This is a genomic window from Paraburkholderia sp. BCC1876, from assembly GCF_902833695.1.
Lineage (GTDB): Bacteria > Pseudomonadota > Gammaproteobacteria > Burkholderiales > Burkholderiaceae > Paraburkholderia.
This window is the reverse complement of record NZ_CADFGI010000007.1, coordinates 249,188-274,097: the sequence shown is the minus strand read 5'-3', so window position 1 is coordinate 274,097 and position 24,910 is coordinate 249,188. Positions and strand designations below refer to the sequence as shown.

At 63.2% G+C, this 24,910-nt stretch carries 28 protein-coding genes and 1 riboswitch; of the genes, 14 read left to right on the top strand and 14 right to left on the bottom strand.

All coding sequences use genetic code 11. The features are described 5' to 3' along the window. Positions 1–23: 23 nt before the first annotated feature. From tolB to ydfG, 6 genes are all read right to left on the bottom strand, one after another. Complete coding sequence (gene tolB / locus HWY05_RS25070; protein ID WP_035552918.1) at positions 24–1,316, bottom strand: Tol-Pal system beta propeller repeat protein TolB; 1,293 nt, start codon at positions 1,314–1,316, stop codon at positions 24–26. Positions 1,317–1,456: 140 nt separating this feature from the next. Further along, the gene (gene tolA / locus HWY05_RS25065) at positions 1,457–2,482 is read right to left on the bottom strand and encodes a cell envelope integrity protein TolA (protein ID WP_176059960.1); all 1,026 of its coding nucleotides are present in this window, start codon (positions 2,480–2,482) and stop codon (positions 1,457–1,459) included. Further along, positions 2,479–2,925 (bottom strand): protein TolR, encoded by a 447-nt coding sequence (tolR, locus tag HWY05_RS25060; RefSeq protein WP_035552913.1) that lies wholly within the window; start codon positions 2,923–2,925, stop codon positions 2,479–2,481. The genes tolA and tolR overlap by 4 nt, the downstream gene beginning before the upstream one ends. A gap of 10 nt (positions 2,926–2,935) precedes the next feature. Then, positions 2,936–3,613, bottom strand: a complete 678-nt coding sequence (gene tolQ / locus HWY05_RS25055; protein WP_012431821.1) for a protein TolQ — start codon at positions 3,611–3,613, stop codon at positions 2,936–2,938. Between the two features lie 155 nt (positions 3,614–3,768). Continuing rightward, positions 3,769–4,248, bottom strand: coding sequence for a tol-pal system-associated acyl-CoA thioesterase (ybgC, locus tag HWY05_RS25050; RefSeq protein WP_176060045.1), 480 nt, complete (start codon positions 4,246–4,248; stop codon positions 3,769–3,771). 58 nt (positions 4,249–4,306) lie between these two features. Next, positions 4,307–5,053: a bifunctional NADP-dependent 3-hydroxy acid dehydrogenase/3-hydroxypropionate dehydrogenase YdfG gene (gene ydfG, locus HWY05_RS25045; protein ID WP_035552911.1), complete on the bottom strand. Its 747-nt coding sequence runs from the start codon at positions 5,051–5,053 to the stop codon at positions 4,307–4,309. 238 nt (positions 5,054–5,291) lie between these two features. Further along, a riboswitch (ZMP/ZTP riboswitch) is annotated at positions 5,292–5,400 on the top strand. 166 nt (positions 5,401–5,566) lie between these two features. On the opposite strand from ydfG, the gene glyA reads away from it, so the two are divergent. The 7 genes from glyA (at position 5,567) to HWY05_RS25010 (ending at position 10,306) form a co-directional block, all read left to right on the top strand. After that, complete coding sequence (gene glyA, locus HWY05_RS25040; RefSeq protein ID WP_035552909.1) at positions 5,567–6,814, top strand: serine hydroxymethyltransferase; 1,248 nt, start codon at positions 5,567–5,569, stop codon at positions 6,812–6,814. Positions 6,815–6,820: 6 nt separating this feature from the next. Then, positions 6,821–7,303, top strand: a complete 483-nt coding sequence (nrdR, locus tag HWY05_RS25035; protein ID WP_035552907.1) for a transcriptional regulator NrdR — start codon at positions 6,821–6,823, stop codon at positions 7,301–7,303. A gap of 203 nt (positions 7,304–7,506) precedes the next feature. Beyond that, the gene (locus HWY05_RS25030) at positions 7,507–8,067 is read left to right on the top strand and encodes a GspH/FimT family pseudopilin (protein WP_176059959.1); all 561 of its coding nucleotides are present in this window, start codon (positions 7,507–7,509) and stop codon (positions 8,065–8,067) included. Positions 8,068–8,138: 71 nt separating this feature from the next. Continuing rightward, positions 8,139–8,510, top strand: a complete 372-nt coding sequence (locus HWY05_RS25025; RefSeq protein WP_244146688.1) for a hypothetical protein — start codon at positions 8,139–8,141, stop codon at positions 8,508–8,510. After that, on the top strand, positions 8,507–9,319 hold the full coding sequence (locus HWY05_RS25020; RefSeq protein ID WP_176060044.1) for a PilW family protein: 813 nt from the start codon (positions 8,507–8,509) through the stop codon (positions 9,317–9,319). Before HWY05_RS25025 ends, HWY05_RS25020 begins: the two co-directional genes overlap by 4 nt. 89 nt (positions 9,320–9,408) lie before the next feature. Further along, positions 9,409–9,855, top strand: coding sequence for a pilus assembly protein (locus HWY05_RS25015; RefSeq protein ID WP_244146693.1), 447 nt, complete (start codon positions 9,409–9,411; stop codon positions 9,853–9,855). 10 nt (positions 9,856–9,865) lie between these two features. Continuing rightward, the gene (locus HWY05_RS25010; RefSeq protein ID WP_035552899.1) at positions 9,866–10,306 is read left to right on the top strand and encodes a type IV pilin protein; all 441 of its coding nucleotides are present in this window, start codon (positions 9,866–9,868) and stop codon (positions 10,304–10,306) included. 30 nt (positions 10,307–10,336) lie between these two features. Here HWY05_RS25010 and HWY05_RS25005 read toward each other — a convergent pair whose 3' ends face one another. Then, positions 10,337–10,816: a DUF3318 domain-containing protein gene (locus tag HWY05_RS25005; protein ID WP_035552896.1), complete on the bottom strand. Its 480-nt coding sequence runs from the start codon at positions 10,814–10,816 to the stop codon at positions 10,337–10,339. On the opposite strand from HWY05_RS25005, the gene HWY05_RS25000 reads away from it, so the two are divergent. Then, the gene (locus HWY05_RS25000; RefSeq protein ID WP_176059957.1) at positions 10,802–10,963 is read left to right on the top strand and encodes a hypothetical protein; all 162 of its coding nucleotides are present in this window, start codon (positions 10,802–10,804) and stop codon (positions 10,961–10,963) included. The two genes, HWY05_RS25005 and HWY05_RS25000, sit on opposite strands and share 15 nt — an antisense overlap. Before the next feature lie 119 nt (positions 10,964–11,082). Here HWY05_RS25000 and HWY05_RS24995 read toward each other — a convergent pair whose 3' ends face one another. Both HWY05_RS24995 and HWY05_RS24990 read right to left on the bottom strand, forming a co-directional pair. Next, entirely contained in the window at positions 11,083–11,469 is a 387-nt protein-coding gene (locus tag HWY05_RS24995) for a phage holin family protein (protein ID WP_035552894.1), read from the bottom strand. Positions 11,470–11,619: 150 nt separating this feature from the next. Then, positions 11,620–11,922, bottom strand: coding sequence for a DUF883 family protein (locus HWY05_RS24990; protein WP_028198798.1), 303 nt, complete (start codon positions 11,920–11,922; stop codon positions 11,620–11,622). A 337-nt stretch (positions 11,923–12,259) separates the two neighbouring features. Between HWY05_RS24990 and HWY05_RS24985 the strand changes: the two genes are divergently transcribed. Further along, positions 12,260–12,898 (top strand): peroxiredoxin, encoded by a 639-nt coding sequence (locus tag HWY05_RS24985; RefSeq protein ID WP_035552890.1) that lies wholly within the window; start codon positions 12,260–12,262, stop codon positions 12,896–12,898. Positions 12,899–12,984: 86 nt separating this feature from the next. On the opposite strand, the gene HWY05_RS24980 is transcribed toward HWY05_RS24985, so the two are convergent. After that, complete coding sequence (locus HWY05_RS24980) at positions 12,985–14,175, bottom strand: acyl-CoA dehydrogenase (protein ID WP_035552889.1); 1,191 nt, start codon at positions 14,173–14,175, stop codon at positions 12,985–12,987. 116 nt (positions 14,176–14,291) lie between these two features. Between HWY05_RS24980 and HWY05_RS24975 the strand changes: the two genes are divergently transcribed. Continuing rightward, positions 14,292–15,077, top strand: coding sequence for an IclR family transcriptional regulator (locus HWY05_RS24975; RefSeq protein WP_035552886.1), 786 nt, complete (start codon positions 14,292–14,294; stop codon positions 15,075–15,077). A 27-nt stretch (positions 15,078–15,104) separates the two neighbouring features. On the opposite strand, the gene HWY05_RS24970 is transcribed toward HWY05_RS24975, so the two are convergent. Then, on the bottom strand, positions 15,105–15,938 hold the full coding sequence (locus HWY05_RS24970) for an EAL domain-containing protein (RefSeq protein ID WP_176059956.1): 834 nt from the start codon (positions 15,936–15,938) through the stop codon (positions 15,105–15,107). 322 nt (positions 15,939–16,260) lie between these two features. On the opposite strand from HWY05_RS24970, the gene HWY05_RS24965 reads away from it, so the two are divergent. From HWY05_RS24965 to fahA, 3 genes are read left to right on the top strand one after another with little or no spacing between them, the layout of a single operon-like run. Next, positions 16,261–17,625, top strand: coding sequence for an MFS transporter (locus HWY05_RS24965; protein ID WP_176059955.1), 1,365 nt, complete (start codon positions 16,261–16,263; stop codon positions 17,623–17,625). A 34-nt stretch (positions 17,626–17,659) separates the two neighbouring features. Further along, a complete protein-coding gene (gene hmgA, locus HWY05_RS24960; protein ID WP_176059954.1) occupies positions 17,660–19,006 on the top strand; it encodes a homogentisate 1,2-dioxygenase in 1,347 nt (448 codons plus the stop codon). Continuing rightward, a complete protein-coding gene (fahA, locus tag HWY05_RS24955; RefSeq protein WP_176059953.1) occupies positions 19,003–20,313 on the top strand; it encodes a fumarylacetoacetase in 1,311 nt (436 codons plus the stop codon). Before hmgA ends, fahA begins: the two co-directional genes overlap by 4 nt. A 109-nt stretch (positions 20,314–20,422) precedes the next feature. Here the strand turns inward: fahA and HWY05_RS24950 are convergent, their stop codons facing one another. Both HWY05_RS24950 and HWY05_RS24945 read right to left on the bottom strand, forming a co-directional pair. After that, complete coding sequence (locus HWY05_RS24950) at positions 20,423–21,583, bottom strand: MFS transporter (protein ID WP_035552875.1); 1,161 nt, start codon at positions 21,581–21,583, stop codon at positions 20,423–20,425. 49 nt (positions 21,584–21,632) lie between these two features. Beyond that, positions 21,633–22,799 carry an MFS transporter gene (locus HWY05_RS24945; RefSeq protein ID WP_035552872.1) on the bottom strand — a complete coding sequence of 389 codons (1,167 nt, stop codon included), beginning with the start codon at positions 22,797–22,799 and terminating at the stop codon, positions 21,633–21,635. 372 nt (positions 22,800–23,171) lie between these two features. Between HWY05_RS24945 and HWY05_RS24940 the strand changes: the two genes are divergently transcribed. Next, positions 23,172–23,813, top strand: coding sequence for a hypothetical protein (locus HWY05_RS24940; RefSeq protein WP_051980595.1), 642 nt, complete (start codon positions 23,172–23,174; stop codon positions 23,811–23,813). Here the strand turns inward: HWY05_RS24940 and HWY05_RS24935 are convergent. Then, positions 23,810–24,808, bottom strand: a complete 999-nt coding sequence (locus tag HWY05_RS24935) for a 2-hydroxyacid dehydrogenase (RefSeq protein ID WP_176059952.1) — start codon at positions 24,806–24,808, stop codon at positions 23,810–23,812. The genes HWY05_RS24940 and HWY05_RS24935 overlap by 4 nt on opposite strands. Positions 24,809–24,910: the final 102 nt, after the last annotated feature.

The following is a 24,910-nucleotide window of genomic DNA, read 5'->3' as shown; positions in this document are numbered from 1 at the left end:
CTCCTTGTGTTATTGCATCAACGTTATTGCATAAACGGGCCCCAGGATGGCTCGCGTACGCTGCCACCCTGAACGGACAGGACCTGCCGAGTGCGACCGTCGGTCGATACTGCGGCCAACACGCCACGGCCGTTCACCTGTGTGGCGTAAAGAATGTACTGACCGTTCGCCGCGAAGCTCGGCGATTCGTCATGTGTCGTGTCCGTCAGGCCTGTGGCAGTGTTGCCTTGCAGGTCCTGGATATAAAGCTTGAACCCGCCGCCGACGCGCGAGATATAAGCGAGCTGTTTGCCGTCCGGGCTGATGCGCGGGCTGGTGTTATAGCTGCCCGTGAACGTGACGCGTTGCGCGGCGCCGGCGTTTTCGCCCGCTGCCGGCATCTTGTAGATTTGCGGTTGGCCGCCACGGTCGCTCGTGAAATAGATCGACTGGCCGTCAGGAGAGAAGCACGGTTCGGTGTCGATCGAGCTGCCTTGCGTGAGGCGGCGCAGGCCGCTGCCGTCTGCATTGACGGCGAAAATCTGCGTATTGCCGGTGCGCGAGAGCGCGACGGCCAGCGTGCGGCCGTCCGGCGACCAGGCCGGCGCACTGTTGTTGCCCTTCTGATCCGAGACGACCACACGGCGGCCCGTAGGCAGATCGTGAATGTAGACGATCGGCTTCTTCTTTTCGAACGATACGTAAGCAACCTTGGTGCCGTCAGGCGACCAGGCCGGCGAGATGATCGGCTCGGGGCTCGACAGCGCGATGTGCGCGTCCTGGCCATCCGAATCGGAAATCTGCAACTGGTAACGGCCGCCGGTCTTGATCACGTACGACAGACGCGTAGCGAACACACCGCGGCCGCCCATCAGTTTGGCGTAAATGTAGTCGGCAACTTTATGCGCGCTCATGCGCAAGCCGCTTTCCGGGCTCACGAGCACGAGGCCGCCGAGGCTTTCGCCCTTGACCGTGTCGTACAGTTTGAAACGCACTTCGTACTGGCCGTTCGGCAGGCGGTTCACGCTGCCCGACACGAATGCGTTGGCGCCCTTGGCCTTCCAGCTTCCGAGGTCGACGGAATCGGTTTCGGCGACGGGCGTGGCGCCCGCGTCGATGTTCGTGAACTTGCCGCTGCGTTGCAGATCCTGGCGCACGATCGTGCTGACCTGTTGCGGCGAGTTCGCTTCATTGGCGAAATTCGCCGTTGCGATCGGAAACTGGGTTGACCCGACGCCTGTCACGAGGACGTTGAGTTGTGCGTTGGCGGCACCGCCGACGGCGATCAGGCACGACGCTACAAGTGTCCGCAGGCCTAGCTTGGTCATCAAACTCATGCTGTATGGTTTCCCCAAAAACGGTTTTACTAAGACTTCACGACAGCAGACAGACCCGGAAAGCACTAATTCGTTCCCGAATGGCGCCACGCTGGGCGGGGCGCCAGGTCTGCTGTCAACTGACTGTCATGCTGCTGAAATCAACCTGCCGGCCGCAACGTAATTTTGAAACTGGTTGGCGTCTTGCCGTCGATGTCCTGAGGCATCGGGTTCGAACGCTGAACCGCTCGCAATGCCGCGTCGTCCCACGCCGAGTTGCCGCTGCTGTGCAACACGCTGGCATCAAGCAATGTGCCCGTCGGCGAACAGCGCACGGTGATCACGGTTTCCAGACCTTCCGTTTCGCCGGACCATGAGATATTCCGGAGAACCAGACGACGGACCTTGTCCGCGTAACCCGGCGATGTTGCCGTGCCGCCCGAACCCGTACCCGTGCCGCTCTTGCCGAGCCCATCGGTCGAGCCCGTTCCGCCGGCCGAACCTTGCATCATCTGTGCGAGACGCGCGCGACGTTCCGAGTCCACCTTCTTCGCTTGCGCCGCAGCGTCGGCCTGAGCCTTGGCCTTGGCCGCTTTCTGCGCATCGGCCTTCTTCTGCGCCGCTTCAGCGTCGGCCTGCTTCTGCTGTTCCTGTTGCTGTTGTTCTTTCTGCTGCTGCTTTTGCTGATCGGCCAGTTGCTGTTGCTTGAGCTTGTCGGCCTGCTGCTGTTGCTGTTGCTGCTGCTTCTGTTTCGCTGCCGCAGCCTTTTGCGCGGCAAGCTGCGCAGCCTGGTCGGCGGCCAGTTGCTGCTGCCGTTTCGCCTCGGCTTCCTGCTGGGCCTGCAACTTTTGCTGGCGCAACTGCTCAGCCAGTTGCGCCTGACGAGCAGCTTCCTGCTGCTGGCGTTTCTTTTCCTGCAGCGCGATGTCGGCCTGTTCGTCCGGCAACGGCGGGGCAGGGGCGACCGGCACGGGCGGCGGGGGCGGAACGGGACGCGGAATGGCCGTATCCGGCACTTCGGTCCACAACTCGGCTTCCGCACCTTCCGGCGTACTGTTTTGCCACTGAATGCCGTGATACAGGAAGAACCCGAGCAACGCGTGCATCACCAGCGCGAACACAAAGGCTCGCCAGGTGCCGCGTTCACGCGGTGGCTGGAGCGGGTAGTCGGGATTCTTGCGGATCATTGCGATTTGACGAGCAATCCAACACGTTTGACGCCTTCGCCTTTCAGTTCGGACATCACGTTCATGACGACTTCGTACTTCACGGTCTTGTCGGCGGCGATCACGACGGGCTGATCGGGATGCGCTTGCGCACGATCGGCGATGAAGCCTTTCAGATCAGCCTTCGACATGTCTTCCTGCTGCTGCGCGCCGGAATCGTCCTTGTACTTGACGCTCATGTTGCCGTCCGCACGGATGTTCACGATCACGGGAGGCGTTTGCTGTTGCGGCGCGGCGCCGCCTACGGTGGGCAGATTGACGATCGACGGGGCGACCAGCGGCGCAGTCACCATGAAGATCACGAGCAGCACGAGCATCACGTCGATATACGGCACGACGTTGATGTCGGCCATGGCGCGGCGCTGACGGCTGCCGCGCATGCTGGAGGAACGAGAGCCTGCCATCGTGGACTCCTTACTGTGCCTGGCGCTGCAGAATGTTCGAGAACTCTTCGATGAAGGTCTCGAAGCGGATCGCCAGACGATCGATGTCGTGCGCGTAGCGGTTATAGGCCACCACGGCCGGAATCGCGGCGAACAGGCCGATCGCGGTGGCGGTCAGCGCTTCGGCGATACCCGGCGCGACGTTCGCCAGCGTGGCCTGCTGCACATTGGCGAGGCCGCGGAACGCGTTCATGATCCCCCACACCGTGCCGAACAGACCGATATACGGGCTGACCGAACCGACCGACGCGAGAAACGCGAGGTTGGCTTCGAGCACGTCCATTTCACGCTGGAACGCAGCGCGCATGGCGCGCCGTGCGCCGTCGAGAATCGCGCCCGAGTCATTCAGGCGTTTTTCCTTGCCCTTCAGGAATTCGCGCATGCCGGACTCGAAAATGCGTTCCAGCGCGCCGATCGTATGGCGGTTGTTGGCCGCGCTTTGATACAGCGCCTGCAGGTCGCCGCCCGACCAGAAATCGCGTTCGAAGCGTTCAGTTTGCGCGCGCGCCCGGCGGATCGCAAACCACTTGCGGAAAATGAAAGTCCACGACAACAGCGACAGCAACAGCAGCAGCGCCATCACGGCCTGCGCTAGCAGGCTCGCATTGAGTACGAGTGAAACGATCGACAGATCTTGTGTAGTGTTCATAAAGGTTCGTTTTAACGTCCCGGAAGGGGGCGTCCGGCTGCAAGGTCAGTCGAAGCTTGCCGTGAGCAAAACGGAAGCATCGGCGAGATTGCAAGCCGAACCATGCTTTGTGTTGCTAGATCGATATGAGTTCACTGGCCCCGTAACAACGGGATTCAGTCGTTGTCCGTTGACACGCCGCCGCTGCTCGCGCCCGGCCCGCGCCGCAAAGCGGCCAGAACCGGTGAAGGAATCGCGGCCGGCCGCAGCGCAATACGATCGACGCAGCCGACCCGGATGGAACCGGTAGCAAGCAGCGTGCCGTCACGCCACGCCTCCTGCACGAAGTCGACCGAAGCCCTGCCTAGCCGTTCGATCCGGCTTACGACGTTGACGATATCGTCGAGCCGTGCCGGCGCCCGATAGTCGACCGCAGTGCTGCTTACGATAAACATCGCGCCTGTTTCATCCGCGAGCCGGCGCTGGTCGACGCCGCACGCGCGCAGCCATTCGGTGCGCGCCCGCTCAAAAAACTTCAGGTAGTTCGCGTAAAACACGATGCCGCCGGCGTCGGTATCTTCGTAGTACACGCGGATGGACCACGTGCAGCCAATTTCGGCGCCGGACTGGCTGGTCGACTCATTCATGCGGCGCATTTTACCGGAACGCATACCTTGAGGTCTGTTTCAAAGTGTGCGCCTTGCCCGGCGGGGCTCAGCCGCGATAAACGCTCAAAGCGGAGAACGATTGGGCCACCGGCATGAGTTCGATCGTGTTGATGTTGACGTGGGCCGGCCGGGTGGCGATCCAGTAGATCGAGTCGGCGATATCTTCGGGCGTCAGCGGTTGCACGTTTTCGTACATTTTCGCGGCTTTGTCGTCGTCGCCGCGAAAACGCACGTTCGAGAATTCGGTGCCGCCGCACAGGCCCGGCTCGATGTCGGTGACGCGCAGCGCGGTGCCGGCCAGATCGGCGCGCAGGTTCAGGCTGAACTGGCGCACAAAGGCCTTGGTGGCGCCGTAAACGTTGCCACCTGCGTACGGCCAGCTACCGGCCGCCGAGCCCAGGTTAAATACGTGACCGCGATTGCGCTCCACCATGCCGGGCAGCAAGGCGTGCGTAACCTGTACGAGGCCCGTGCAGTTGGTTTCGATCATGGTGTTCCACGCGTCCAGACTCGCTTTTTGCGCCGGCTCGGTGCCGAGCGCGAGGCCGGCGTTATTGACGAGCACGTCGATTTCGGCGAAATCCGCCGGCAGTCCGGCGGGCACCGCCTCGACGGCCGCGCGGTCGCGTACGTCGAGTTCGTAGGGCAGAAGCGCGTCGCCGAGTTCGTCGGCGAGCGCCTGAAGGCGGTCCTTCCGGCGCGCGGTGGCGACGACACGATGGCCGCCCTTGACGAAGGCGCGAGCGATAGCGGCGCCGAATCCCGCGGACGCTCCGGTGACGAACACGATCATTGCAGTTTCCTGGTCGGTAAAGGAGAAAGGTCCCAAGCCTACTTCCAATGCGGCGCTGCGGCAAGGCTGAACCAGCCGCATGAGCGGCTGTGGCAGGGACGCGCAGCGGGCTTGCAGCGCGTTTTCTTCAGACCTTTGCACACCGCACCCGGAGGCCCTTGGGCTGGCCTCTCGAGCACGCCCGGCGTCGACCGGTAGCCGGTTGCCTATTCGATCCTCTTCCAATAAACTAACGCGCTCATCCCTGCGTGACTGGCGATAGAACCGATTCAAGCAATCGGGTTCAAGGTGGAACAACCCACCGTGAAGCGCAGGGTGCCGTTTTGCCGTTCGCCTGGGCAGCCGTGATCCGCGCGCATTGATCTGCGCTGACGGTGGCTGTCCTGCCTCGCGTGTGCGGCGTCTCTCTATCCGCCACGTCAGGGCTGGCCCAGCCGCCAGCAGCGCTGCGTACCCTCTACGCAAGATTCGGCGCACGATCCGGTCAACCTGAACACACTCAACGGAATCCGTATGTTTGATAGAGCCCAAAGCACCATCGCCAACGTCGATCCTGAACTCTGGAAAGTCATCGAGCAGGAAAACCGCCGTCAGGAAGAGCACATCGAACTGATCGCGTCGGAAAACTATACGAGCCCGGCTGTGATGGCCGCGCAAGGCTCGCAGCTCACCAACAAATACGCCGAAGGGTATCCGGGCAAGCGCTACTACGGCGGCTGCGAATTCGTCGACATCGCCGAGCAACTGGCGATCGACCGTGTCAAGGAACTGTTCGGCGCCGAAGCGGCCAACGTCCAGCCGAACTCGGGCTCGCAGGCCAACCAGGGCGTGTTCTTCGCCATGCTGAAGCCGGGCGACACGATCATGGGCATGAGCCTCGCGCACGGTGGTCACCTGACGCACGGTTCGCCGGTCAACATGTCGGGCAAGTGGTTCAACGTCGTCAGCTATGGCCTGAACGAAGCGGAAGACATCGACTACGAAGCCGCTGAGAAGCTCGCTCAGGAACACAAGCCGAAGCTGATCGTGGCGGGTGCTTCGGCATTCGCGCTGCGTATCGATTTCGAACGTCTGTCGAAGATCGCCAAGTCGGTCGGCGCGTACTTCATGGTCGACATGGCGCACTACGCCGGTCTGGTTGCTGCAGGCGTGTACCCGAACCCGGTGCCGTTCTCCGATTTCGTCACGACCACCACGCACAAGAGCCTGCGCGGCCCGCGTGGCGGTGTGATCCTGATGAAGGCCGAGTTCGAGAAGCAGATCAACTCGGCCATTTTCCCGGGCATTCAGGGTGGTCCGCTGATGCACGTGATCGCCGGTAAGGCTGTTGCGTTCAAGGAAGCGCTGTCGCCGGAATTCAAGGTGTACCAGCAGCAAGTGGTCGAAAACGCGCGCGTGCTGGCTGAAACGCTGGTCAAGCGCGGTCTGCGTATCGTGTCGGGCCGTACCGAAAGCCACGTCATGCTGGTCGATCTGCGCGCCAAGAAGATCACGGGCAAGGCTGCGGAAGCCGCGCTGGGCGCCGCTCACATCACCGTCAACAAGAACGCGATCCCGAACGACCCGGAAAAGCCGTTCGTGACGAGCGGTGTGCGTCTCGGCTCGCCGGCCATGACCACGCGCGGCTTCGGTGTCAAGGAAGCGGAGCAGGTGGGTAACCTGATCGCCGACGTGCTGGACAACCCGGAAGACACCGCCACGATCGAACGTGTGCGCGGCCAGGTTGCCGAGCTGACCCAGCGTTTCCCGGTCTACCGTTAAGCCGTTATGCACTGCCCCTTCTGCCGTCACGCCGATACGCAGGTTGTCGACTCGCGCGTATCCGAAGACGGCGCAACGATTCGCCGGCGCCGCCGCTGCCCGGCCTGCGACAAACGTTTCACGACGTATGAGCGGGTCGAGCTGGCGTTGCCGTCGGTCGTCAAGAAGGACGGTAGCCGCACGGAATTCGATCGCCGCAAGATCGTCGCGAGCATGCAACTGGCGCTGCGCAAGCGCCCGGTCGCAGCGGACGCGATCGACGCGGCCGTCGCCCGCATCGAGTATCAGTTGCTCGGTAGCGGCGAGCGTGAGGTGCGTAGTGAGCGCCTCGGCGAACTCGTCATGAACGAGTTGCGCGAGCTCGATACGATTGCCTACGTTCGTTTTGCCTCCGTTTACCGGCGCTTTGAAGACGTCTCTGAGTTCGAAGACGTAATCGAAGAATTTCGCCGCGCCTCTTCTCCTCCCAAGCCTCCCCGCAAGCGCTGATCGCGGCCGCGCCGCGTGTTGCGTTCGAGTATCCGTTTTTCTCCGCGTTGATTCGCGCATTGGTTGCTCCCGCTCCGTTATGGTTCGACGCGTGCATTTTTGCGCGCGATAGCGTCTGAGTGCCACCTGGCCATTCGGCCGATTGTTGAGCCGTTTGCGAACCGCTAGATTGGCTGCATTCTTTGCAACGATCAGGGATGCAGATGAAACAGGACGCCGTCTGTCGACCGCCATCCGGCGGCTTTACGCTCGTCGAAACGCTGGCCGTGGTTGCCCTACTTGCTGTCGTCGCCGTGCTGACGACGCCGTCGTTCGTCGCCTGGCACGTGCGGGATCAGATCGACGCCCGCGCGAAAGCGCTTGCCTCGACCTTTGCCTACGCGCGCAGCGAAGCGCTGCGTCGCGGGACACGTATTACCGTCTGCCGGGTCGACGCCGCACGCCGGTGTCTTGTCGCGGGGCAAGCTTGCGCCAACGGCGTTGCTGACTGGTCCTGTGGCTGGGCCGTCATGGCAGAGCGCGGCGGCACGCTTACGCTTTTGCGCGCGCATCCTTCGTTAAGTGCGGTAAGCATCAGCGGGACGCAGACAAATCTCACGTTCACGCCGCCGGCGGCGCAATTGATCGGCACGTTTCGCAGTTTCGAAATCGCCCCGCGCGTATCTTCAGGAGCAACTCAGGGGAACGCGTGGCGACGCTGTATCCATATCGCCGCCGGGGGACGCGTGCGGATTGTTCAGGGTGCTTGCGGAGCCGTGTCGTGAGGCGGCTTTCACTGAGGCCCTGGCCGCGCCATCGCGCATTGGCATGCGACGGCAGCTCGCTAATCGAAGTCATGCTGGCGATTTCGTTGATGGCGGTGACGGCGCTCGGGTTGATCGCCGGTCAACTGTGGACCGCTCGCGAAGCGCACGCGACGGCACAGCGCGAGCACGCGGCGTGGATTGCCGATTCGGTCGCGGAGGCCATGTACGCACCTACCGCGAGCGATGCCGCGATCAGGCAATGGAACGCGCGAGCGGCGGTGCTGTTGCCGCATGGCCAGGCGTCGGTGGAAGCAAGCGGCGGGTTGTCCGCTGCGCGTGTGACGTGGGTGGCCCCGCTCAACATGCCGCCTGCCGACAATATCATCGACAAACCCGAGTCTTGTGGCGGAGTGGATGTTCCCGCCGGCCTCTCATGCGTCGCATTGGCGTTCGCGGAATGATGGCGCGTTTGGTTTCTGCTCGGGGCCATACGCTGGTGGAATTCGTGATCGCCATCGCATTGGGCTTGCTCGTGACTGCGGGCGCGGTTTCGCTCTATACAGCGCAGAGGGCGGCGTTCGAACAGGCCAGCGACTCGGCGCGGATTCGCGAAGCCGGGTTGACCGCGCTGACCTTGATCGGGCAGCAACTGCAAATGGCCGGCTTCGTGCCCGCGGACGTCGTACGTTACGCCAATCCTCCGCCGATATTCGGATGCTCGGGCGGCCGGCCGACGGCCTCTGACGACAGCCCCGTCTGCGAGACGCTGTCCAGCCGCTCGGACGGTGTCGTGGTTCGGTATGTTGGAGACAACATCTCGACGTGGCCATCGGCGGCCGGGCAATCCACCGACTGCCTCGGACAAGCCGTGACCGCCACCAACGCGGCGCTCGGTGACCGCGGTGTCCCGGTCGTGAACCGGTATTTCGCGCGAGTCAGTGGTTCGACCGGGGAGCCGGAGCTCTATTGCGAGGGCAATGGCAAGGCGGGATCCGCGCAACCGTTGGTCGAAGGTGTCGAGCGCTTGCGGATCAAGTACTGGCTAGCTGACCGATTGGACGCGATCGAAGCGTCAGCGGTCACGGTTGATCAATGGGCGAAGATCGTTGCGGTCGACCTCTGCGTGCTCGTTCGAGGCGCGCCGCGAGCGCAGCGCGGGAGTTATGTCGATTGCGACGGCATTAGCGCCATGAGCGCCGACTCGCGCGCGCGGCAGGCGTTCTGGCGGCGGGTGGCGATACGTAACTCAGCGGCGGGGGTTTCTCTGTGACCGCGCATCGAAAGAAGGCGGGCCTGCGTGGCGTGTCGCGCGTTCATCACCACGGCACTGTGCTCCCCATCGTGTTGCTGATTGCCGCAATGATGTTGGCCACGTCCGCAGCGTGGTTCGAAAGCTCGCTTGCGTCGGCGCGCGCCGCTAGCAACGTCCGCGATTATCTGCAGGCGTTCCATGCGGCCGATTCAGTGCTGACGTTGTGCTCCCGCGCTGTCGTCACGGCGGCAGGTGACGGTGCCGCCGCGATGCCACCGGCTGCTTCGGGTGAGCCGGTGCAATGGAAGCTCGAATCCGCATTCGAGGCTGGCGCGGTCGCACCCGTTGCGCAATGGCCCGGATCGCTGCGACCGCCGCAATGTTTGATCGAAGCATGGCGTCTTGCCACGCGCGCCGATGCACGAGCATTCCTGCTGACTTCGCGCGGCTTCGGGCGGACTAAAGAGTCGCAGGTCTGGCTGCAGATGGAACTGGTCGTCGAGGGCGAAAAAGTCGAGCGCCATTGGCGCCGCGTCGCCGCAAAGCCATTTTGACGGGAGGCTCATGACAGGCCGGCATACATCCGCATTTACGTTGCTCGAACTGATGATCACGCTCGCGATAGTTGCCACGCTCGCCGTATTCGCCGTGCCTTCGTATCGGAGTCACGTCGAGCGCGCGCATCGAATCGACGCGGCATCGGCGCTTTATCGGGCGGCGCAATTCGTCGAGCGTGCGGCGAGCGACAACCTGACGGCTTTGCCTCCTGGTCTGGATCAGGCGCCGCAATTCGGTGCGCCGATCTACAGCCTGCGTGTGCTGCCTGCGGACGACACCAATGGCGGCTATTCGATAGAGGCCGCGCCGACCGAGTCCGGACCCATGCGCGACGACGCCTGCGGCATCTTTACGCTGGATGCGACGGGACAGAGAAGTAATAGAAGCGGTAGTAATGGGAGCGGCGTTTTAATGCCGTCAATCGGTGAATGCTGGAAAACCGGTTAGAGCGGGCTACAACCCACTCCGCCCAACCCTTCAATACCCCCCATCCGTCGAGTCAACCTTCTCCCGCGAAGACCCAGCCGAATCACGCTTCATCTGCTGCCAGATTCGATACGCTTCCCACCCGGCAAGCGCAAGGCCGCCCCACTTGAGCGCCGGTTTGGCGCCAGCGGCAAGCGTCGCGCGCAACGGCTTGGCGAGCACCATCGAAGCGATGGAACTGATCAGCGGATACTCCTTCAGCAATGCGCCGATATTCCCCGCGTTGAGGAAATTCGACTTCGAGCCGCGGCCCGGGCGCATATTGCTAAAGCCCGGCACAAGGAACTTGAGCCAACTGAAATGAGTGACCGCCTGGCGCAGTTCGATGGTTGCCTGAGCGAGCTCCATACGCTCGACATCCGCGCGCACCATCAGCAATTCCTTGCGCAGTGCTCGCAGGTGCGGCGCGCTCAGATCTTTCGCCTGGTGGCGTTTGTTACGGAAGGCGGTATCGGAATGGATCTGGCTCATGGCGTGTCGGCGGCAGTGGAGGTGGAGCAATCAGACAATCACAGACAATCGCAAATCAGCTACGAATCGACTGCAAAAAATGGCTGCAAAAAAGCGGCGAGCGGTAGTGCAAATAGTGCAGCAAGGGTGCTGCAAAAAACTTGCTGACGGGGCACTAAAACCGGGGCACTAAAACCCTAAAAAACCCCAAAACCGCGCACATTTCTCAACAGCATCTCAACAACGGTGCAACGCTGCCGCAGGCAAAGTGCGCAGCGCACTCCGCTTCACGGTTTGCGAAACACGTCGCGATCCTTTTCGAACTCAGCGATAGTCGCTTCGAATACCATCGGTGCACTGCGCAGACCACTGCGCGCTTTCAGCGCACAGGCCAGTCCCGCAATCGCATAAACCGCGGTGATGCTGGCAAGCGCCTGCCACCGGTAAGTGTCCCAGAAAGCGATTGCGATCAGCGCCGTCAATGCGATCAGCGCCATGGTGGCGAGCATCATCGCGGCAAGGCCGAGAAACAGCACGGCAAGCAGACGGTCTTTTTCTTCGGCGAGTTCAATGCCGACCAGTTCCAGCCGCGTCTGCAAAATGGCAAACACGGATCCGATAATGCGGCGCAACGGGCTGTGTTCTCCGCGCTGCGATTGTGTTTCGATCGTCATAGCTGTGGGCGTTGCGCGTAAAGGCCTAACCGGCGCTTGTGCGCGCCAGGAGAAGCGGACCGGCCAGACGGGCGCCGGTCAACTCGATTCGCTGATGGGCCGAGACGGGAGCCGAGATGCTCGCCGCCCGGCGCATCAGGTGGTGCCTGCTTACTTGCGGTTGATCAGCAAACCCAGCAGCACGCCGGCGCCTGCGGCGATGCCGATGGATGCCCACGGATGCTCATGCACATAGTCGTCGGTGGCGCGGGCAGCCTTCTTGCCTTTTTCGACCACCACGACCTGCACGTCAGCCGCTTTTTCCTTAGCCTGCTTCAGGCGCGTCAGCGCCGTTTCACGCAGTTCCGAAGCGCGCTCGCCCGTGGCGCTCGCGGCCTGTTTCAGCAGATCTTCCGCGTCCGCGAGGACGGTTTTGATATCCGACATCAATCTCTCCTTGTTGACTTCCGACATTGACAGCTCCCCTTCGGCTCACGCCACGCGTGAATCGTAACCAAAGAAACGGCCGCTGGCGAGCGCAGTGCCCGATTGTTCGAAGGAACGCACGAACCGTTCCTGGTTGAGGAGTTTTGAGAACGCTACCACCCACAGCATCATGCAGGAAAGTTTGCTTAAGATGGAGTTGATCTGTCCCGCAAAGTTTCCACTAAAACGGCGAAAATTACAAAAACGCATAAAGTAGTGACGCGATGTTCGTTAGCGGTGCACCGCCTGTCCGGTATGCTTTAACTTTGCGGGGTCGCGGGCAGAGGCTCGCGCGGACTGTCCGAACATCTAAAGGAGATGCATCATGAGTCTACGTCTTGGCGATATCGCACCGGATTTCGAGCAGGAATCGAGTGTGGGTCGTATCAAGTTTCATGATTGGCTGGGCGATAGCTGGGGTGTGCTGTTCTCGCATCCGGCGGACTTCACGCCGGTCTGCACGACCGAGCTCGGTCTGACCGCCAAGCTGGCGGGCGAGTTCGAGAAGCGCAACGTGAAGACGATCGCACTGTCGGTCGACACGGCAGAGTCGCACAAGGAATGGATCAAGGACATCAACGAAACGCAGGCGGCCAACGTCGGCTTTCCGATTCTCGCGGACGGCGATCGCAAGGTTGCTGAGCTGTACGACATGATTCACCCGAACGCCAACGAGACCCTGACGGTCCGTTCGCTGTTCGTGATCGATCCGAAGCGGAAGGTGCGTCTCATCATCACCTATCCGGCCAGCACGGGCAGGAACTTCGACGAAGTGCTGCGGGTGATCGACTCGCTGCAGCTCACCGACAACCATTCGGTGGCGACGCCGGGCAACTGGAAGCAGGGCGACGACGTGGTGATCGTCCCGTCGTTGAAGGACGAAGAAATCATCAAACAGAAATTCCCGAAGGGCTACAAGGCGCTGCGCCCGTATCTGCGCATGACGCCGCAGCCGAACAAGTAAGCGGCTGAGGCGCCACAAGGCAAAAGGCCGGTTCTCGCAAGAGAATCGGCCTTTTGCTTTTATCCCGTCAGCGCCTCACCAACCCATCAGAAAAACGCCTGAATTCCCGTCTGCGCACGGCCCAGAATCAGCGCGTGAATATCGTGCGTCCCTTCGTAGGTATTCACGACCTCCAGATTCACCAGATGCCGCGCAATCCCGAACTCGTCCGAAATACCGTTGCCGCCGAGCATGTCACGCGCGAGCCGCGCGATATCCAGCGCCTTGCCGCACGAATTGCGCTTCATGATCGACGTGATCTCGACCGCCGCAGTGCCTTCGTCCTTCATGCGACCGAGGCGTAGCACGCCTTGCAAACCGAGCGTGATTTCGGTCTGCATGTCGGCGAGCTTCTTCTGGATCAGCTGATTCGCGGCGAGCGGCCGGCCGAACTGCTTGCGGTCCAGCACGTACTGACGCGCGGTGTGCCAGCAGGCTTCCGCCGCGCCGAGCGCACCCCACGCAATGCCGTAGCGCGCCGAGTTCAGGCACGTGAACGGACCGCGCAAGCCGCTGACTTCCGGGAAACGGTTCTCTTCCGGCACGAACACTTCGTCCATCACGATTTCGCCGGTGATCGACGCCCGCAAACCGACCTTGCTGTGAATAGTCGGTGTCGACAGCCCCTTCCAGCCCTTCTCGAGAACGAAGCCGCGGATCGAATCCTTGCCGTTCTCCTCCAGCTTCGCCCACACGACGAACACGTCGGCGATCGGCGAATTGGTGATCCACATTTTCGCGCCCGACAGCGAGTAGCCGCCGTCCACCTTCTTCGCGCGTGTGATCATGCTGCCCGGATCGGAGCCGTGATTCGGCTCGGTCAAGCCGAAGCAGCCGATCCATTCGCCGGTAACGAGCTTCGGCAGGTACTTCTGCTTTTGCGCTTCCGAGCCGAATTCATAAATCGGTACGATGACGAGCGACGACTGCACCGACATCATCGACCGATAGCCGGAATCGACGCGCTCCACCTCGCGCGCAATCAAGCCGTACGCCACGTAGTTCAGCCCGGGGCCACCGTATTGCTCAGGAATCGTCGGACCGAGCAGGCCGAGTTCGCCCATTTCGCGAAAAATCTCGATGTCGGTCTTCTCATGACGGAAGGCCTCGAGCACGCGCGGTTGCAGCTTGTCCTGCGCGTAGGCCGCGGCGGCGTCGCGCACCATGCGTTCGTCTTCGGTGAGCTGCTGATCCAGCAGCAACGGGTCTTCCCAGTGAAACTGCGCGGCCTCGGCCATGATTTATCTCCTGATTCCTTCTGGACTGAAACGTGTCTGAGCTACATCCTCGGGCTTGACTTAAGTTCCGCTATGCGAAACAATGTTTTGCAAACCACGACCGAGTGTATCACCCCATGCCGCCCACATCTACTCTGTCCGATCCGCTCGACGAGCGTAAATTCGTCGTCGCCCTCGCACGCGGGCTGGATTTGCTGCGCGCCTTCAAACCGGGCGAAACCATGCTCGGCAATCGCGATTTCGTCGAACGCACGGGTCTGCCGAAGGCGACGGTCAACCGTCTCGCCTATACGCTGACGGTGCTCGGCTATCTGCGGCTCGACGAAACGCTGGGTAAATATGCGCTCGATGCCGGTGTGTTGTCGCTCGGTTTCGCGCTGCTTTCGGGCACCGACACGCTGGAACTCGCGCGTCCGCATATGCGCACTTTCGCTCGCGAAGTCGGCGCGGCGGTGTCGCTCGGTTGTCGTGACGGGCTCGACATGATTTATCTGGAGACGATCCGCAGCGAAACCGCGCTGACGCTCGGGCTGGCGTCCGGCTCGAAACTGTCGATGCTCACGAGCTCGATGGGCCGCGCGTATCTGGCCGTGCTACCGGCCGACGTGCGCGCCGCGCTGCTGACCGAACTAAAGAAGGCGGCGGGAAAGGAAGGACCGGCTTTAGTCGCCGACGCCGAAACGGAAATTGCCGCGTTCGCCGCGGAACGCTGCTGCTATTCATTCCGCGCGTGGCACGACGACGTGAACGCGGTCGCGGTGCCGTTTCGCGAGCCGCGCGAAGGGCGCTGGCTGGTGCTCAGTTGCAGCGGGCCGGCGTCGTCGATGGGCGAGGCGGTGTTTCGTGAGAACGTCGGGCCGCGCTTGAAAGCGCTCGCGCGGCGTCTGGGCGATACGGGCTAAAGCGCGTTGAAACACTAGCCGCCCCGCTCAAACCGCCCGATCGTGATAATGCGCGTTGAACAACGGCCCTTGCACGAAGCGCACGTCGTACTGCTGGAGCGCGACGAACTGCGCTTCATCCACCACGCGGTTGAAGATCAGCGGAATCCGCAGGCGGCTCGCGTAACCCACTAGCGGTTTCACCGTCGCATCGCGCAACGCGATGCCGGCATCCATCTTGATGAAGTCGAGCCGCGCGGTTTCCGACACCGACAGAATCTGCCCCGCGTTCGACAGATTGCCCGCCACCTTGAAGCCGTGGCGCTGATAGCTCGTGGTCAGATAACCGAGAAACGTCTTGTGCGCGACGGCCGCCGCCGGCAACTCGATCACCACCCGCGACGGGTTCAGCCCGAACGACACCAGCACCGTCGAAAAATGCCGGCCGTGGTCGTACTTCACGCTCTTCAGCAGACGCTCGTGCACGCGCAGAAACAGCAACCCGTGCCGCTGCGCGCCAAAGAAATTGATTGCATGCAGCGCCCGCGACATACGGTCGAGCGCCACGAGCTGCTGGTCGTCGGCGATCCGGTCGAACGGGTCGAACACCTCGAGCGGCGGCGCGTCGAGCCGCTGCGTGACGGCCTGAAAGCCGAGTTCGTCGCCGAACCGGTCCACACCCTCGGCGCCGGACGTGAGCGACTGCGCCAGCGAATGCACGCTGATGTCGAAGATCGGCTCGTAACTGCTCGCCAGCTCGTGCCCGTCGAACCGGGCGAGCGCGATGTCGCTGTGCTCGCCGTGTCCCATCGCCAGGTATTCGCCGAGAAACGGGTGTTCGGCGGCGCGGGCGATGAGGTTGGGGATGGTCGGCGGAATCATGTAGGCGAATGGATGGCAAAAGAGGCGCGCTCGGCGCCGGGCAACGCGACGCGGTTGCCGCATCCAATGATGGTAGCAGCCCGGCCCGCGCCCACATGAACAAAATGCTCATAACGTTATCCGCCGAACGCTTGTGCGCCGGGGCTGGCGGCCGTATTCGGGCTGGGCTTCAGGGTATACGTTAATTTCACCATCCGTAATTCGTTTTACTATACGTAAATTGCCGTGTGGGCAGTGACGACGATCGCGTCTGCACAGATCATCGTCGCCGTTGCCATCCATGCGGCCACCAGACAATCCATCAGGATGAGGGGACACCCGAATGAGTTCCAACCCGGCTCCAGCCGCCGCCAACGTGATCGAAGTCGAGCGCGTGCTCGGCGAAACGCATCACCCGGCCTTTCAATGGATGCTGCTCGCGTTGTGCGGGCTGTGTCTCGTGATCGACGGCTTCGACGCGCAGGCCATGGGCTATGTCGCGCCTAGCGTGATCGGCGAATGGCACGTGTCGAAGGCCGCGCTCGGCCCGGTGTTCAGCGCCAGCCTGTTCGGCATGCTGCTCGGCGCGCTGGGTTTGTCGGTGCTGGCGGACCGGATCGGCCGTCGGCCGGTGCTCATCGGCGCGACGTTTTTCTTCGCCGTGTCGATGCTGGCCACACCGTTCGTCTCGACGATTCCCGCGTTGATCGCGCTGCGCTTCATCACCGGCCTCGGGCTCGGCTGCATCATGCCGAACGCAATGGCGCTGGTCGGCGAGTTCGCGTCGCCCGCGCATCGCGTAAAGCGCATGATGCTGGTGTCGTGCGGCTTCACGCTGGGCGCGGCGCTCGGCGGCTTCGTCAGCGCCGCGCTGATTCCGGCCTACGGCTGGCGCGCGGTGTTCTGGGTCGGCGGCACGGTGCCGCTGCTGCTCGCGTTCGCGATGCTCGCCGCGTTGCCGGAATCGCTGCAATTCCTCGTTATCAAGGGACACAGCGAACGCGCGCTGCGCTGGCTCGCGAAATTCGATCCGACGCTGACGATCGATGCCAACACCCGCGTCGTCGTGCGTGAGAAGGGCACCGGCGGCGCGCCGGTCGCAGAACTGTTCCGCGCGGGCCGCACGCCGGTCACGCTGATTCTGTGGGCGATCAGTTTCATGAACCTGATCGACTTGTACTTCCTGTCGAACTGGCTGCCCACCGTGATGCGCGACGCCGGGTATTCGCCGTCCACCGCGGTGATCGTCGGCACGGTGCTGCAGACGGGCGGCGTGGTCGGCACCTTGCTGCTCGGCTGGTTTATCGAACGGTTCGGCTTCGTGCGTGTGCTGTTTGTGTGTTTTGCTGGCGCGGCGCTCGCGGTCGGCACCATCGGCACGGTCGCGCATGCGCTGCCGTGGCTGCTGATCGTGGTGTTCGCGGGCGGCTTCTGCGTGGTCGGCGGACAACCGGCGGTCAACGCGCTGGCGGGTCATTTCTATCCGACTACCCTGCGCTCGACGGGCATCGGCTGGAGTCTCGGCATCGGCCGGATCGGCTCGGTGATCGGGCCGCTGGTCGGCGGCCAACTGATCGCGATGAACTGGTCGAACGCGTCGCTGTTCCACGCGGCGGCTGTGCCGGTGCTGTGTTCCGCGCTGCTGGTGATCGCGCTCGCCGCGGCGACCCGGCAACGCGGCCGCCCGTCCGAGCCGCAGACCGCGTGAGATGAAACGAACGAGTATCAACGGAGAACCTTGCATGGACACCGCAACACGTCAGCCGAATACCGCGCGCTCGCGGCTCGAGATCGAGCCGGGTTATCAGTCGGGCTTCGGCAATGAATTCGCCACCGAGGCGCTGCCGGGCGCGTTGCCCGAAGGCCGCAATTCGCCGCAGCGCGCAGCCTACGGTTTGTACGCCGAGCAACTGTCGGGCACCGCGTTCACCGCGCCGCGCGGCCACAACCGCCGCACGTGGACGTACCGGATCCGGCCGGCGGCTGTGCATATGCCGTTCACGTTGCTGCCTTCGGAACGGCTCGTCGCCAACTTCGCCGAAGTCCCGCCGACGCCGCCCAATCAACTGCGTTGGGACGCGTTGCCGATGCCGACGGAGCCGACCGATTTCATCGACGGTTGGGTGACGATGGCGGGCAATGGCGCCGCAGAATCGATGAACGGTTGCGCGATTCATCTGTACGCCGCGAACCGCTCGATGCAGGACCGTTTCTTTTACAGCGCCGACGGCGAACTGCTGATCGTGCCGCAGGAAGGGCGTCTCCACATCGCGACCGAAATGGGCCGGCTCGACGTCGAGCCGTTCGAAATCGCGGTGATTCCGCGCGGTGTGCGCTTCGCGGTGAGCCTGCCGGACGGCACCGCACGCGGCTATATCTGCGAGAACTTCGGCGCGCTGCTGCGCTTGCCGGATCTCGGCCCGATCGGCTCGAACGGTCTCGCGAATCCGCGCGATTTCCTCACGCCGCACGCGGCCTACGAAGACCGCGAAGGCGACTTCGAACTCGTTGCCAAGATGAACGGCAATCTGTGGCGCGCGGACATCGGCCATTCGCCGCTCGACGTGGTGGCATGGCACGGCAATTACGCGCCGTACAAGTACGATTTGCGCCGCTTCAACACGATCGGCTCGATCAGTTTCGACCATCCGGACCCGTCGATTTTCCTGGTGCTGCAATCGCAAAGCGACACGCCGGGCGTCGATACGATCGACTTCGTGATCTTCCCGCCGCGCTGGCTCGCCGCGGAAGATACGTTCCGGCCGCCCTGGTTCCATCGCAATGTGGCGAGCGAATTCATGGGCCTCGTGCATGGCGTGTACGACGCCAAGGCCGAAGGCTTCGTGCCCGGCGGCGGGAGTCTGCACAACTGCATGACGGGTCACGGCCCGGACGCGGACACGTTCGAAAAAGCCTCGCATAGCGATACGTCGAAGCCGCACAAAGTGGGCGACACGCTGGCCTTCATGTTCGAAACGCGCACGCTGCTCAAGCCGACCCGTTTCGCGCTCGACACCTCGCAATTGCAGGCGCATTACTACGAGTGCTGGCAAGGCCTCAAGAAACACTTCAACCCGGAGCAACGATGAACGCATTGAGCGATCTTCAGGCGACGCTCGATCCGTCGCGCAAGAGCTGGGTCGAATCGGCCAACGATTCGACCAGCGATTTTTCGATTCAGAATCTGCCGTTCGGCGTGTTTAGCGACAAGCGTGATGGGCTGAACGCGGCGCGGCGCGTGGGCGTGGCGATCGGCGACCAGATCGTCGATCTGGCCGCATTGCAGGCGGCGGGTTTGCTTAAGGTGTCGTCGAAAGCCGACGTGTTTGCACGCGAGACGTTGAACGATTTCATCGCGCTGGGCCGCGACGCGTGGCGCAGCGTCCGCGTCCAGCTAAGCGATCTGCTGGGGCGTGACACCGCCACCTTGCGCGACGACAGCGCACTGCGCGCGAAGGCGCTCGTGCGTCAGGCCGACGCGCAATTGCATCTGCCGGTGCAGATTCCGGGCTACACCGATTTCTATTCGTCGAAAGAACATGCGACGAATGTCGGCTCGATGTTCCGCGATCCGAAGAATGCGTTGCTGCCGAACTGGTCGGAAATGCCGATCGGCTACAACGGACGTGCGTCGTCGGTGGTGGTGAGCGGGACGCCGGTACGTCGGCCGAACGGTCAACTGAAGTTGCCGGATCAGGAGCGTCCGGTGTTCGGTGCGTGCCGCAAACTGGATATCGAACTGGAAACGGGTTTCGTGATCGGCGCGGGCAATGCGCTGGGCGAGCCGGTGGCCTGCGCGGATGCCGAAGCGAATATCTTCGGCATGGTGTTGCTGAACGACTGGAGCGCACGCGACATTCAGCAATGGGAATACGTGCCGCTCGGCCCGTTCAACGCGAAGACCTTCGCGACCACGATCTCGCCGTGGATCGTCACGCTCGACGCGCTCGAACCGTTTCGCGTCGCGCAACCGGTGCAGGAGCCGCAGCCGCTCGCTTATCTGCGTCACGACGGCGCGCACGCTTTCGATATTCATCTGGAAGTGACGTTGCGTCCGCAACAGGCCACGCAGGCGAGCACGATCACGCGGACCAATTTCAGGCACATGTACTGGACGATGGCGCAGCAACTCGCGCATCACACCGTGTCGGGCTGCAATACGCGAGTGGGCGATCTGATGGGTTCGGGCACGATCAGCGGACCGAGCGAGGATTCGTTCGGCAGCCTGCTGGAACTGACGTGGAACGGCAAGAAGCCGGTGGAGTTGCAGCAGGGAGGCACGCGCAGTTTTATCGAAGACGGCGATGAACTGACGTTGGCAGGCTGGTGCCAGGGTGACGGTTATCGGGTGGGGTTCGGCGTGTGCGCCGGGGAGATTTTGCCGGCGCAGTCGTAACGTCACGAGTAACGCCACGGCACAAGGTGCAAAGCCGGCGGATTACGCCGGCTTTTTTATTTCTAACGTGCGCAAGCGCATCATGACGTCACCCGCCGCGCGGCGCGCGTTACCCCACTGCCCGCATCGGCGCGCGTCGCCGTTCCCACCAGACAGCCGCCAGAAACGCGAGTGCCGCCACGAGCAGCACGCCGACCATCGCGTCGTTGCCGACGCCCTTCATCAATGCACCGGCCACGAGCGGACCACCGAAACTGGCCGCGCTCCACGACGCGCCCACCAGCGAACTCGCCGACACCAGCGCGACGCCGCGAAAGCGTTCTCCGCAAGCCACCAGCGACAACGTGTAGATTGCACCCGCCGCCGCGCCGAGCACATACAGCAACGGCCAGCATAGCCACGGCGAGGTGATCGCCCACGGCAGCAGCGGCAACAGCAGCACGACGATCACACCGCAACCGATATGCACCCGTTCGCGGCCCAGCCGGTCCGCGAGCCAGCCGATCGGAAACTGCATCGTCGTGTCGCCGAGCAGCAAAGCCGACGCCGACAACACGGCGACTTCGCTCGTCATGCCGTGCGACATCGCGAAGAGCGGCAGCAGCGACAGCGCGATCGTGTCGAACAGCGCGAAAAAACCCGTGCCGACCACGAGCGCCGGCATCTGCGGCAAAACGTGACGCCAACTGCCGTGCGCGGCGTGTTCGTCGTCGGCGGCGTGCGGTGTGGTGCGGATGGTGGCGAGCATCGGCAGCGCCAGCAAAAAGAGCGCGCCGCAGATCAGGAAGCGCGAATGCATGAGGTCGGCGATCTGACTCACCAGCACCGGCCCCGACATCTGGAACAGCGTGAAATTGGTGGCGTAGATCGCGACGACGCGGCCGCGGGTGGCGTCGTCGGCGAGCTGGTTGACCCAGGCTTCGCCGATCGTGAAGAGCAGCATTAGCGCGGCGCCGCAGAGCACGCGCAACAGTGCCCAGAGCCACAGGTTCGCGGTGAGTTGCATCAGCGCGGTGGCGATCGCCACCACCAGCACTGCGCCGACGATCACCTGCCGGCCGCCGAAGCGCGCCGCGATCCAACCGGCGAACGGCACGATGAAGAGGCCGCCGCCCGCTTGCGCGGCGGTCAGCAGGCCGACCACGTCGGTGCCATAGCCGGCTTGCGTCAGCGCGAGCGCGGTGAGCGGAAGAGTCGCGCCGCTGCCGAGCCCGACTACGGCAACGCTAAGAATGAGCGCGAGGAAATCGCGAGTGAAGATGACTTTCATCGGCCGAGATGCTACTACGGCCGCGGGTCATTAGCACGCAACGCGGCGACTATCCCGCGGCCATCATCCGCTGGGTGCGACGGTCGATCGACACCGACCACAGCGTCAGCACGAGCGCACCGATCGAGGTCGCCACGCCGACCCACGGTAGCGTGGTGAGCGGCGCGCCCGCGCCGATCGCCATGCCGCCGAGCCACGCGCCCGTGGCATTGCCGAGGTTGAACGCGCCTTGATTCAAGGTCGAGGCCAGATTCGGCGCATGGCTTGCGCGGTCGACGATCAGCATTTGCAACGGCGGCACGATCGCGAAGGCCAGAATGCCCCAGACGAAGATCGTGATCATCGCCGGAATCTGCGCGTGCATCGTGCCCGCGAAGATCGTGAGGATCACGACGATCGCCAGCAGGAACGCCACCAGCGACGGCAACAGCCGCCAGTCGGCTAGCTTGCCGCCGAGCGTGCTGCCCACGGTCAGGCCGAGGCCGAACAGCAGCAGCACGAGCGTGACCGCATGCGGCGTGAAGCCGGTCACGTCTTCGAGGATCGGGGTGATGTAGGTGAAGGTCGAAAACAGGCTGGCCGACGCGAGCACGCTGATGCCGAGCACCATCAGCACCTGCGGATTCTTCAGCACGCTGAATTCGTGGATGAGGCTGGCCTTCTGCATCTCGATCTTGGCCGGCAGGCAGACGGCGAGCGCAGCCGCCGCGACGATGCCGATACCGGTCACCGCCCAGAAGGTTGCGCGCCAGCCCACGGCCTGGCCGAGCGCGGTGCCGAGCGGCACGCCGAGCACGTTGGCGAGCGTGAGGCCGGTGAACATCAGCGCGATGGCTTGCGCGCGGCGATTCGGCGCGACCAGACCCGCGGCCACCACCGAGCCGATACCGAAGAACGCGCCATGGCAGAACGCCGTGACGATACGCGCGGCCATCAGCACGGCATAACCCGGCGCGATCGCGCACAGCATGTTGCCGACGATGAACACGCCGATCAGACTCATCAACGCTTTCTTGCGCGGCATGTTGGCCACCGCGATCGCGACGATCGGCGCACCGATCGTGACGCCGAGCGCATACGCCGACACCAGCATGCCGGCGGCCGGAATCGAGACGGACAGGTCGCGTGCCACGTCGGGCAGCAAGCCCATGATCACGAATTCAGTGGTACCGATTCCAAATGCGGCAACGGCAAGGGCGAGCAGGGGTAAAGGCATGGTGGCGGAGCGTGAATCGGCGCGACGGGAAGCGTCGCGCGGCCGGCGCGCATTTTCGGGGCGAGAACGCGTGCGCCGTACAAGAGGCAAACAGTAGGGGATTCTACCTAAGTCAAAACACCCTTGCTGCGCCGTCAGGCGGCTGTTGTTTTTTGCTGCATACGGCGCGCGGTCCACTCAAGGACGAGTGCCGCGACGCCGATATCCTGGTTAACTTCGACGCGTCCATAGCTATTGAAATTTTGCCTAGCTATAGTCGTTACATCGATAGAGGTCAGCGTCTGCCCGTCTGTGCGGGTACTTTTAAAGTGTGTTCATGCCGAGGTGTCCTGGCAGCATGAGCATGCAGTGTGATTAATGCCGTGGTCTGTCATGCTTCTTACACAGTCGACTCGTAGCGTTAGCGCTCTTTTAACGCGCTGGCGGATTTTCGCTAGCTTATCGAGCCTGCCTTTGCCCTCGTCCAATCCCTCGTCAGCCGCCTCGCCGGCTTGCGCCGAAACCGTGTGGATCGTGCCGCTCCTCGAGCATTCGTGGTTCGACCATGTGCGCCTGAAACGCGTGTTCGTCACCGACGGCACGCGGCATCAAGTGGTGCTGATCGACGTGCGCAAGCTGCTCGCCTGCGCGGATCGCGACAACACCGACTACGTGCTGAAGCCGGTTGCCGAATGGCATGCCGGCAAGGTGCGCGGCATTCGCGAGTTTCTCGATCCGGACAACCCGCGGATTCCGCAGATGCCCTATGTGACGATCACGACGCGTCGCGCGCCGGGGTTGCTCGGCCTGGTCGGATTGGAGCGCGAAGGCGTGGTGTCGTTTCGCAACGGGCAGCATCGCGCGCGCTATCTGGCCGATGCCGGCGCGCGCTGGTTTCCGGTGGAAGTGCATGAGCGCGAGGCGGTCATGCTGCGCGAACTCTGTGGCGCGCCGGACGACGCCCGCACCGCGATTCGCGCAACGACGCTAGGCGGCCCGCCCCAGGTCGTTCCCCCGCCCGCCGCTCATCCTTAGCCCGTCGCCCGCACCACGTTGCGTGGCGTGCCGCTCTCCCAGGCCGCGACGTTGTCGAGCGTCGTCTGGGCGATCTCGCTCATCGCTTCACGCGTGAAGAACGCCTGGTGCGCGGTGACGATCACGTTCGGGAACATCAGCAGACGCGCGAGCACGTCGTCCTGCAGCGGCAGATTCGAGTGATCCTCGAAGAACAGGCCGCCTTCTTCCTCATACACGTCGAGACCGAGGTGGCCGAGCTGGCCGTCCTTCAACGCGCCGATCAGCGCATTGCTTTCGACCAGGCCGCCGCGGCCGGTGTTGATCAGCATCGCGCCGCGTTTCATCCTGGCGAGCGCGTGGCCGTCGATCAGATGGTAGGTGTCCGGCACCAACGGACAGTGCAGGCTGACCACGTCCGATTCCGCCAGCAAGGTATCGAGCGGAACATAGCGCGCACCGAGCGCGAGCAGGTCTTCGGCGGGCGTGCCGGGATCGTGCGCAAGCACCTGCATGCCGAAGCCCGCCATGATCCGTCCGAACACGCGGCCGATCATCCCCGTGCCGATCACGCCTACGGTCTTGCCGTGCAGATCGAAACCGAGCAGCCCGTGCAGCGAAAAGTCACCCTCGCGAGTCCGCGCGACGGCGCGCGGCAGACGCCGGTTCAACGCCAGAATCAGGCCGACCGCATGTTCGGCCACCGCGTGCGGCGAATACGCCGGCACGCGCGCGACCGTGATGCCGAGGCGTTCGGCCGCAGCCAGGTCGACATGATTGAAGCCGGCCGAGCGCAGCGCGATCAGGCGCGTGCCGCCGGCATGAAGCCGTTCGAGCACGGCCGCGTCGACTTTGTCGTTGACGAACGGGCACACCACCTCGTAGCCCTGAGCAAGGATCGCGGTTTCGCTGTCGAGGTGCGATTCCTGGAAGTGCAGTTCGTAGCAATGCCTGCCGTTGGCTTCGATGAACGTGTCGCTGTCGTACTGACGGCTGCTGAACAGGATCATGCGCATGTCGGGCTCCAAGGAATGCATGCCGGCCGCAAGGTGGATTCAGGCGTGGCGGTCTCGCCGCGCGCGAGGGGGATGAGCCAGTATAAAGGCCCGGTTGCCGGC

Excerpts from the sequence above, each read along its gene's own strand:
- tolB (WP_035552918.1), bottom strand. The coding sequence starts at position 1,316 with ATGAGTTTGATGACCAAGCTAGGCCTGCGGACACTTGTAGCGTCGTGC.
- tolA (WP_176059960.1), bottom strand. The coding sequence starts at position 2,482 with ATGATCCGCAAGAATCCCGACTACCCGCTCCAGCCACCGCGTGAACGC.
- tolR (WP_035552913.1), bottom strand. The coding sequence starts at position 2,925 with ATGGCAGGCTCTCGTTCCTCCAGCATGCGCGGCAGCCGTCAGCGCCGC.
- tolQ (WP_012431821.1), bottom strand. The coding sequence starts at position 3,613 with ATGAACACTACACAAGATCTGTCGATCGTTTCACTCGTACTCAATGCG.
- ybgC (WP_176060045.1), bottom strand. The coding sequence starts at position 4,248 with ATGCGCCGCATGAATGAGTCGACCAGCCAGTCCGGCGCCGAAATTGGC.
- ydfG (WP_035552911.1), bottom strand. The coding sequence starts at position 5,053 with ATGATCGTGTTCGTCACCGGAGCGTCCGCGGGATTCGGCGCCGCTATC.
- glyA (WP_035552909.1), top strand. The coding sequence starts at position 5,567 with ATGTTTGATAGAGCCCAAAGCACCATCGCCAACGTCGATCCTGAACTC.
- nrdR (WP_035552907.1), top strand. The coding sequence starts at position 6,821 with ATGCACTGCCCCTTCTGCCGTCACGCCGATACGCAGGTTGTCGACTCG.
- HWY05_RS25030 (WP_176059959.1), top strand. The coding sequence starts at position 7,507 with ATGAAACAGGACGCCGTCTGTCGACCGCCATCCGGCGGCTTTACGCTC.
- HWY05_RS25025 (WP_244146688.1), top strand. The coding sequence starts at position 8,139 with ATGCTGGCGATTTCGTTGATGGCGGTGACGGCGCTCGGGTTGATCGCC.
- HWY05_RS25020 (WP_176060044.1), top strand. The coding sequence starts at position 8,507 with ATGATGGCGCGTTTGGTTTCTGCTCGGGGCCATACGCTGGTGGAATTC.
- HWY05_RS25015 (WP_244146693.1), top strand. The coding sequence starts at position 9,409 with ATGATGTTGGCCACGTCCGCAGCGTGGTTCGAAAGCTCGCTTGCGTCG.
- HWY05_RS25010 (WP_035552899.1), top strand. The coding sequence starts at position 9,866 with ATGACAGGCCGGCATACATCCGCATTTACGTTGCTCGAACTGATGATC.
- HWY05_RS25000 (WP_176059957.1), top strand. The coding sequence starts at position 10,802 with ATGGATCTGGCTCATGGCGTGTCGGCGGCAGTGGAGGTGGAGCAATCA.
- HWY05_RS25005 (WP_035552896.1), bottom strand. The coding sequence starts at position 10,816 with ATGAGCCAGATCCATTCCGATACCGCCTTCCGTAACAAACGCCACCAG.
- HWY05_RS24995 (WP_035552894.1), bottom strand. The coding sequence starts at position 11,469 with ATGACGATCGAAACACAATCGCAGCGCGGAGAACACAGCCCGTTGCGC.
- HWY05_RS24990 (WP_028198798.1), bottom strand. The coding sequence starts at position 11,922 with ATGTCGGAAGTCAACAAGGAGAGATTGATGTCGGATATCAAAACCGTC.
- HWY05_RS24985 (WP_035552890.1), top strand. The coding sequence starts at position 12,260 with ATGAGTCTACGTCTTGGCGATATCGCACCGGATTTCGAGCAGGAATCG.
- HWY05_RS24980 (WP_035552889.1), bottom strand. The coding sequence starts at position 14,175 with ATGGCCGAGGCCGCGCAGTTTCACTGGGAAGACCCGTTGCTGCTGGAT.
- HWY05_RS24975 (WP_035552886.1), top strand. The coding sequence starts at position 14,292 with ATGCCGCCCACATCTACTCTGTCCGATCCGCTCGACGAGCGTAAATTC.
- HWY05_RS24970 (WP_176059956.1), bottom strand. The coding sequence starts at position 15,938 with ATGATTCCGCCGACCATCCCCAACCTCATCGCCCGCGCCGCCGAACAC.
- HWY05_RS24965 (WP_176059955.1), top strand. The coding sequence starts at position 16,261 with ATGAGTTCCAACCCGGCTCCAGCCGCCGCCAACGTGATCGAAGTCGAG.
- hmgA (WP_176059954.1), top strand. The coding sequence starts at position 17,660 with ATGGACACCGCAACACGTCAGCCGAATACCGCGCGCTCGCGGCTCGAG.
- fahA (WP_176059953.1), top strand. The coding sequence starts at position 19,003 with ATGAACGCATTGAGCGATCTTCAGGCGACGCTCGATCCGTCGCGCAAG.
- HWY05_RS24950 (WP_035552875.1), bottom strand. The coding sequence starts at position 21,583 with ATGAAAGTCATCTTCACTCGCGATTTCCTCGCGCTCATTCTTAGCGTT.
- HWY05_RS24945 (WP_035552872.1), bottom strand. The coding sequence starts at position 22,799 with ATGCCTTTACCCCTGCTCGCCCTTGCCGTTGCCGCATTTGGAATCGGT.
- HWY05_RS24940 (WP_051980595.1), top strand. The coding sequence starts at position 23,172 with ATGCTTCTTACACAGTCGACTCGTAGCGTTAGCGCTCTTTTAACGCGC.
- HWY05_RS24935 (WP_176059952.1), bottom strand. The coding sequence starts at position 24,808 with ATGCGCATGATCCTGTTCAGCAGCCGTCAGTACGACAGCGACACGTTC.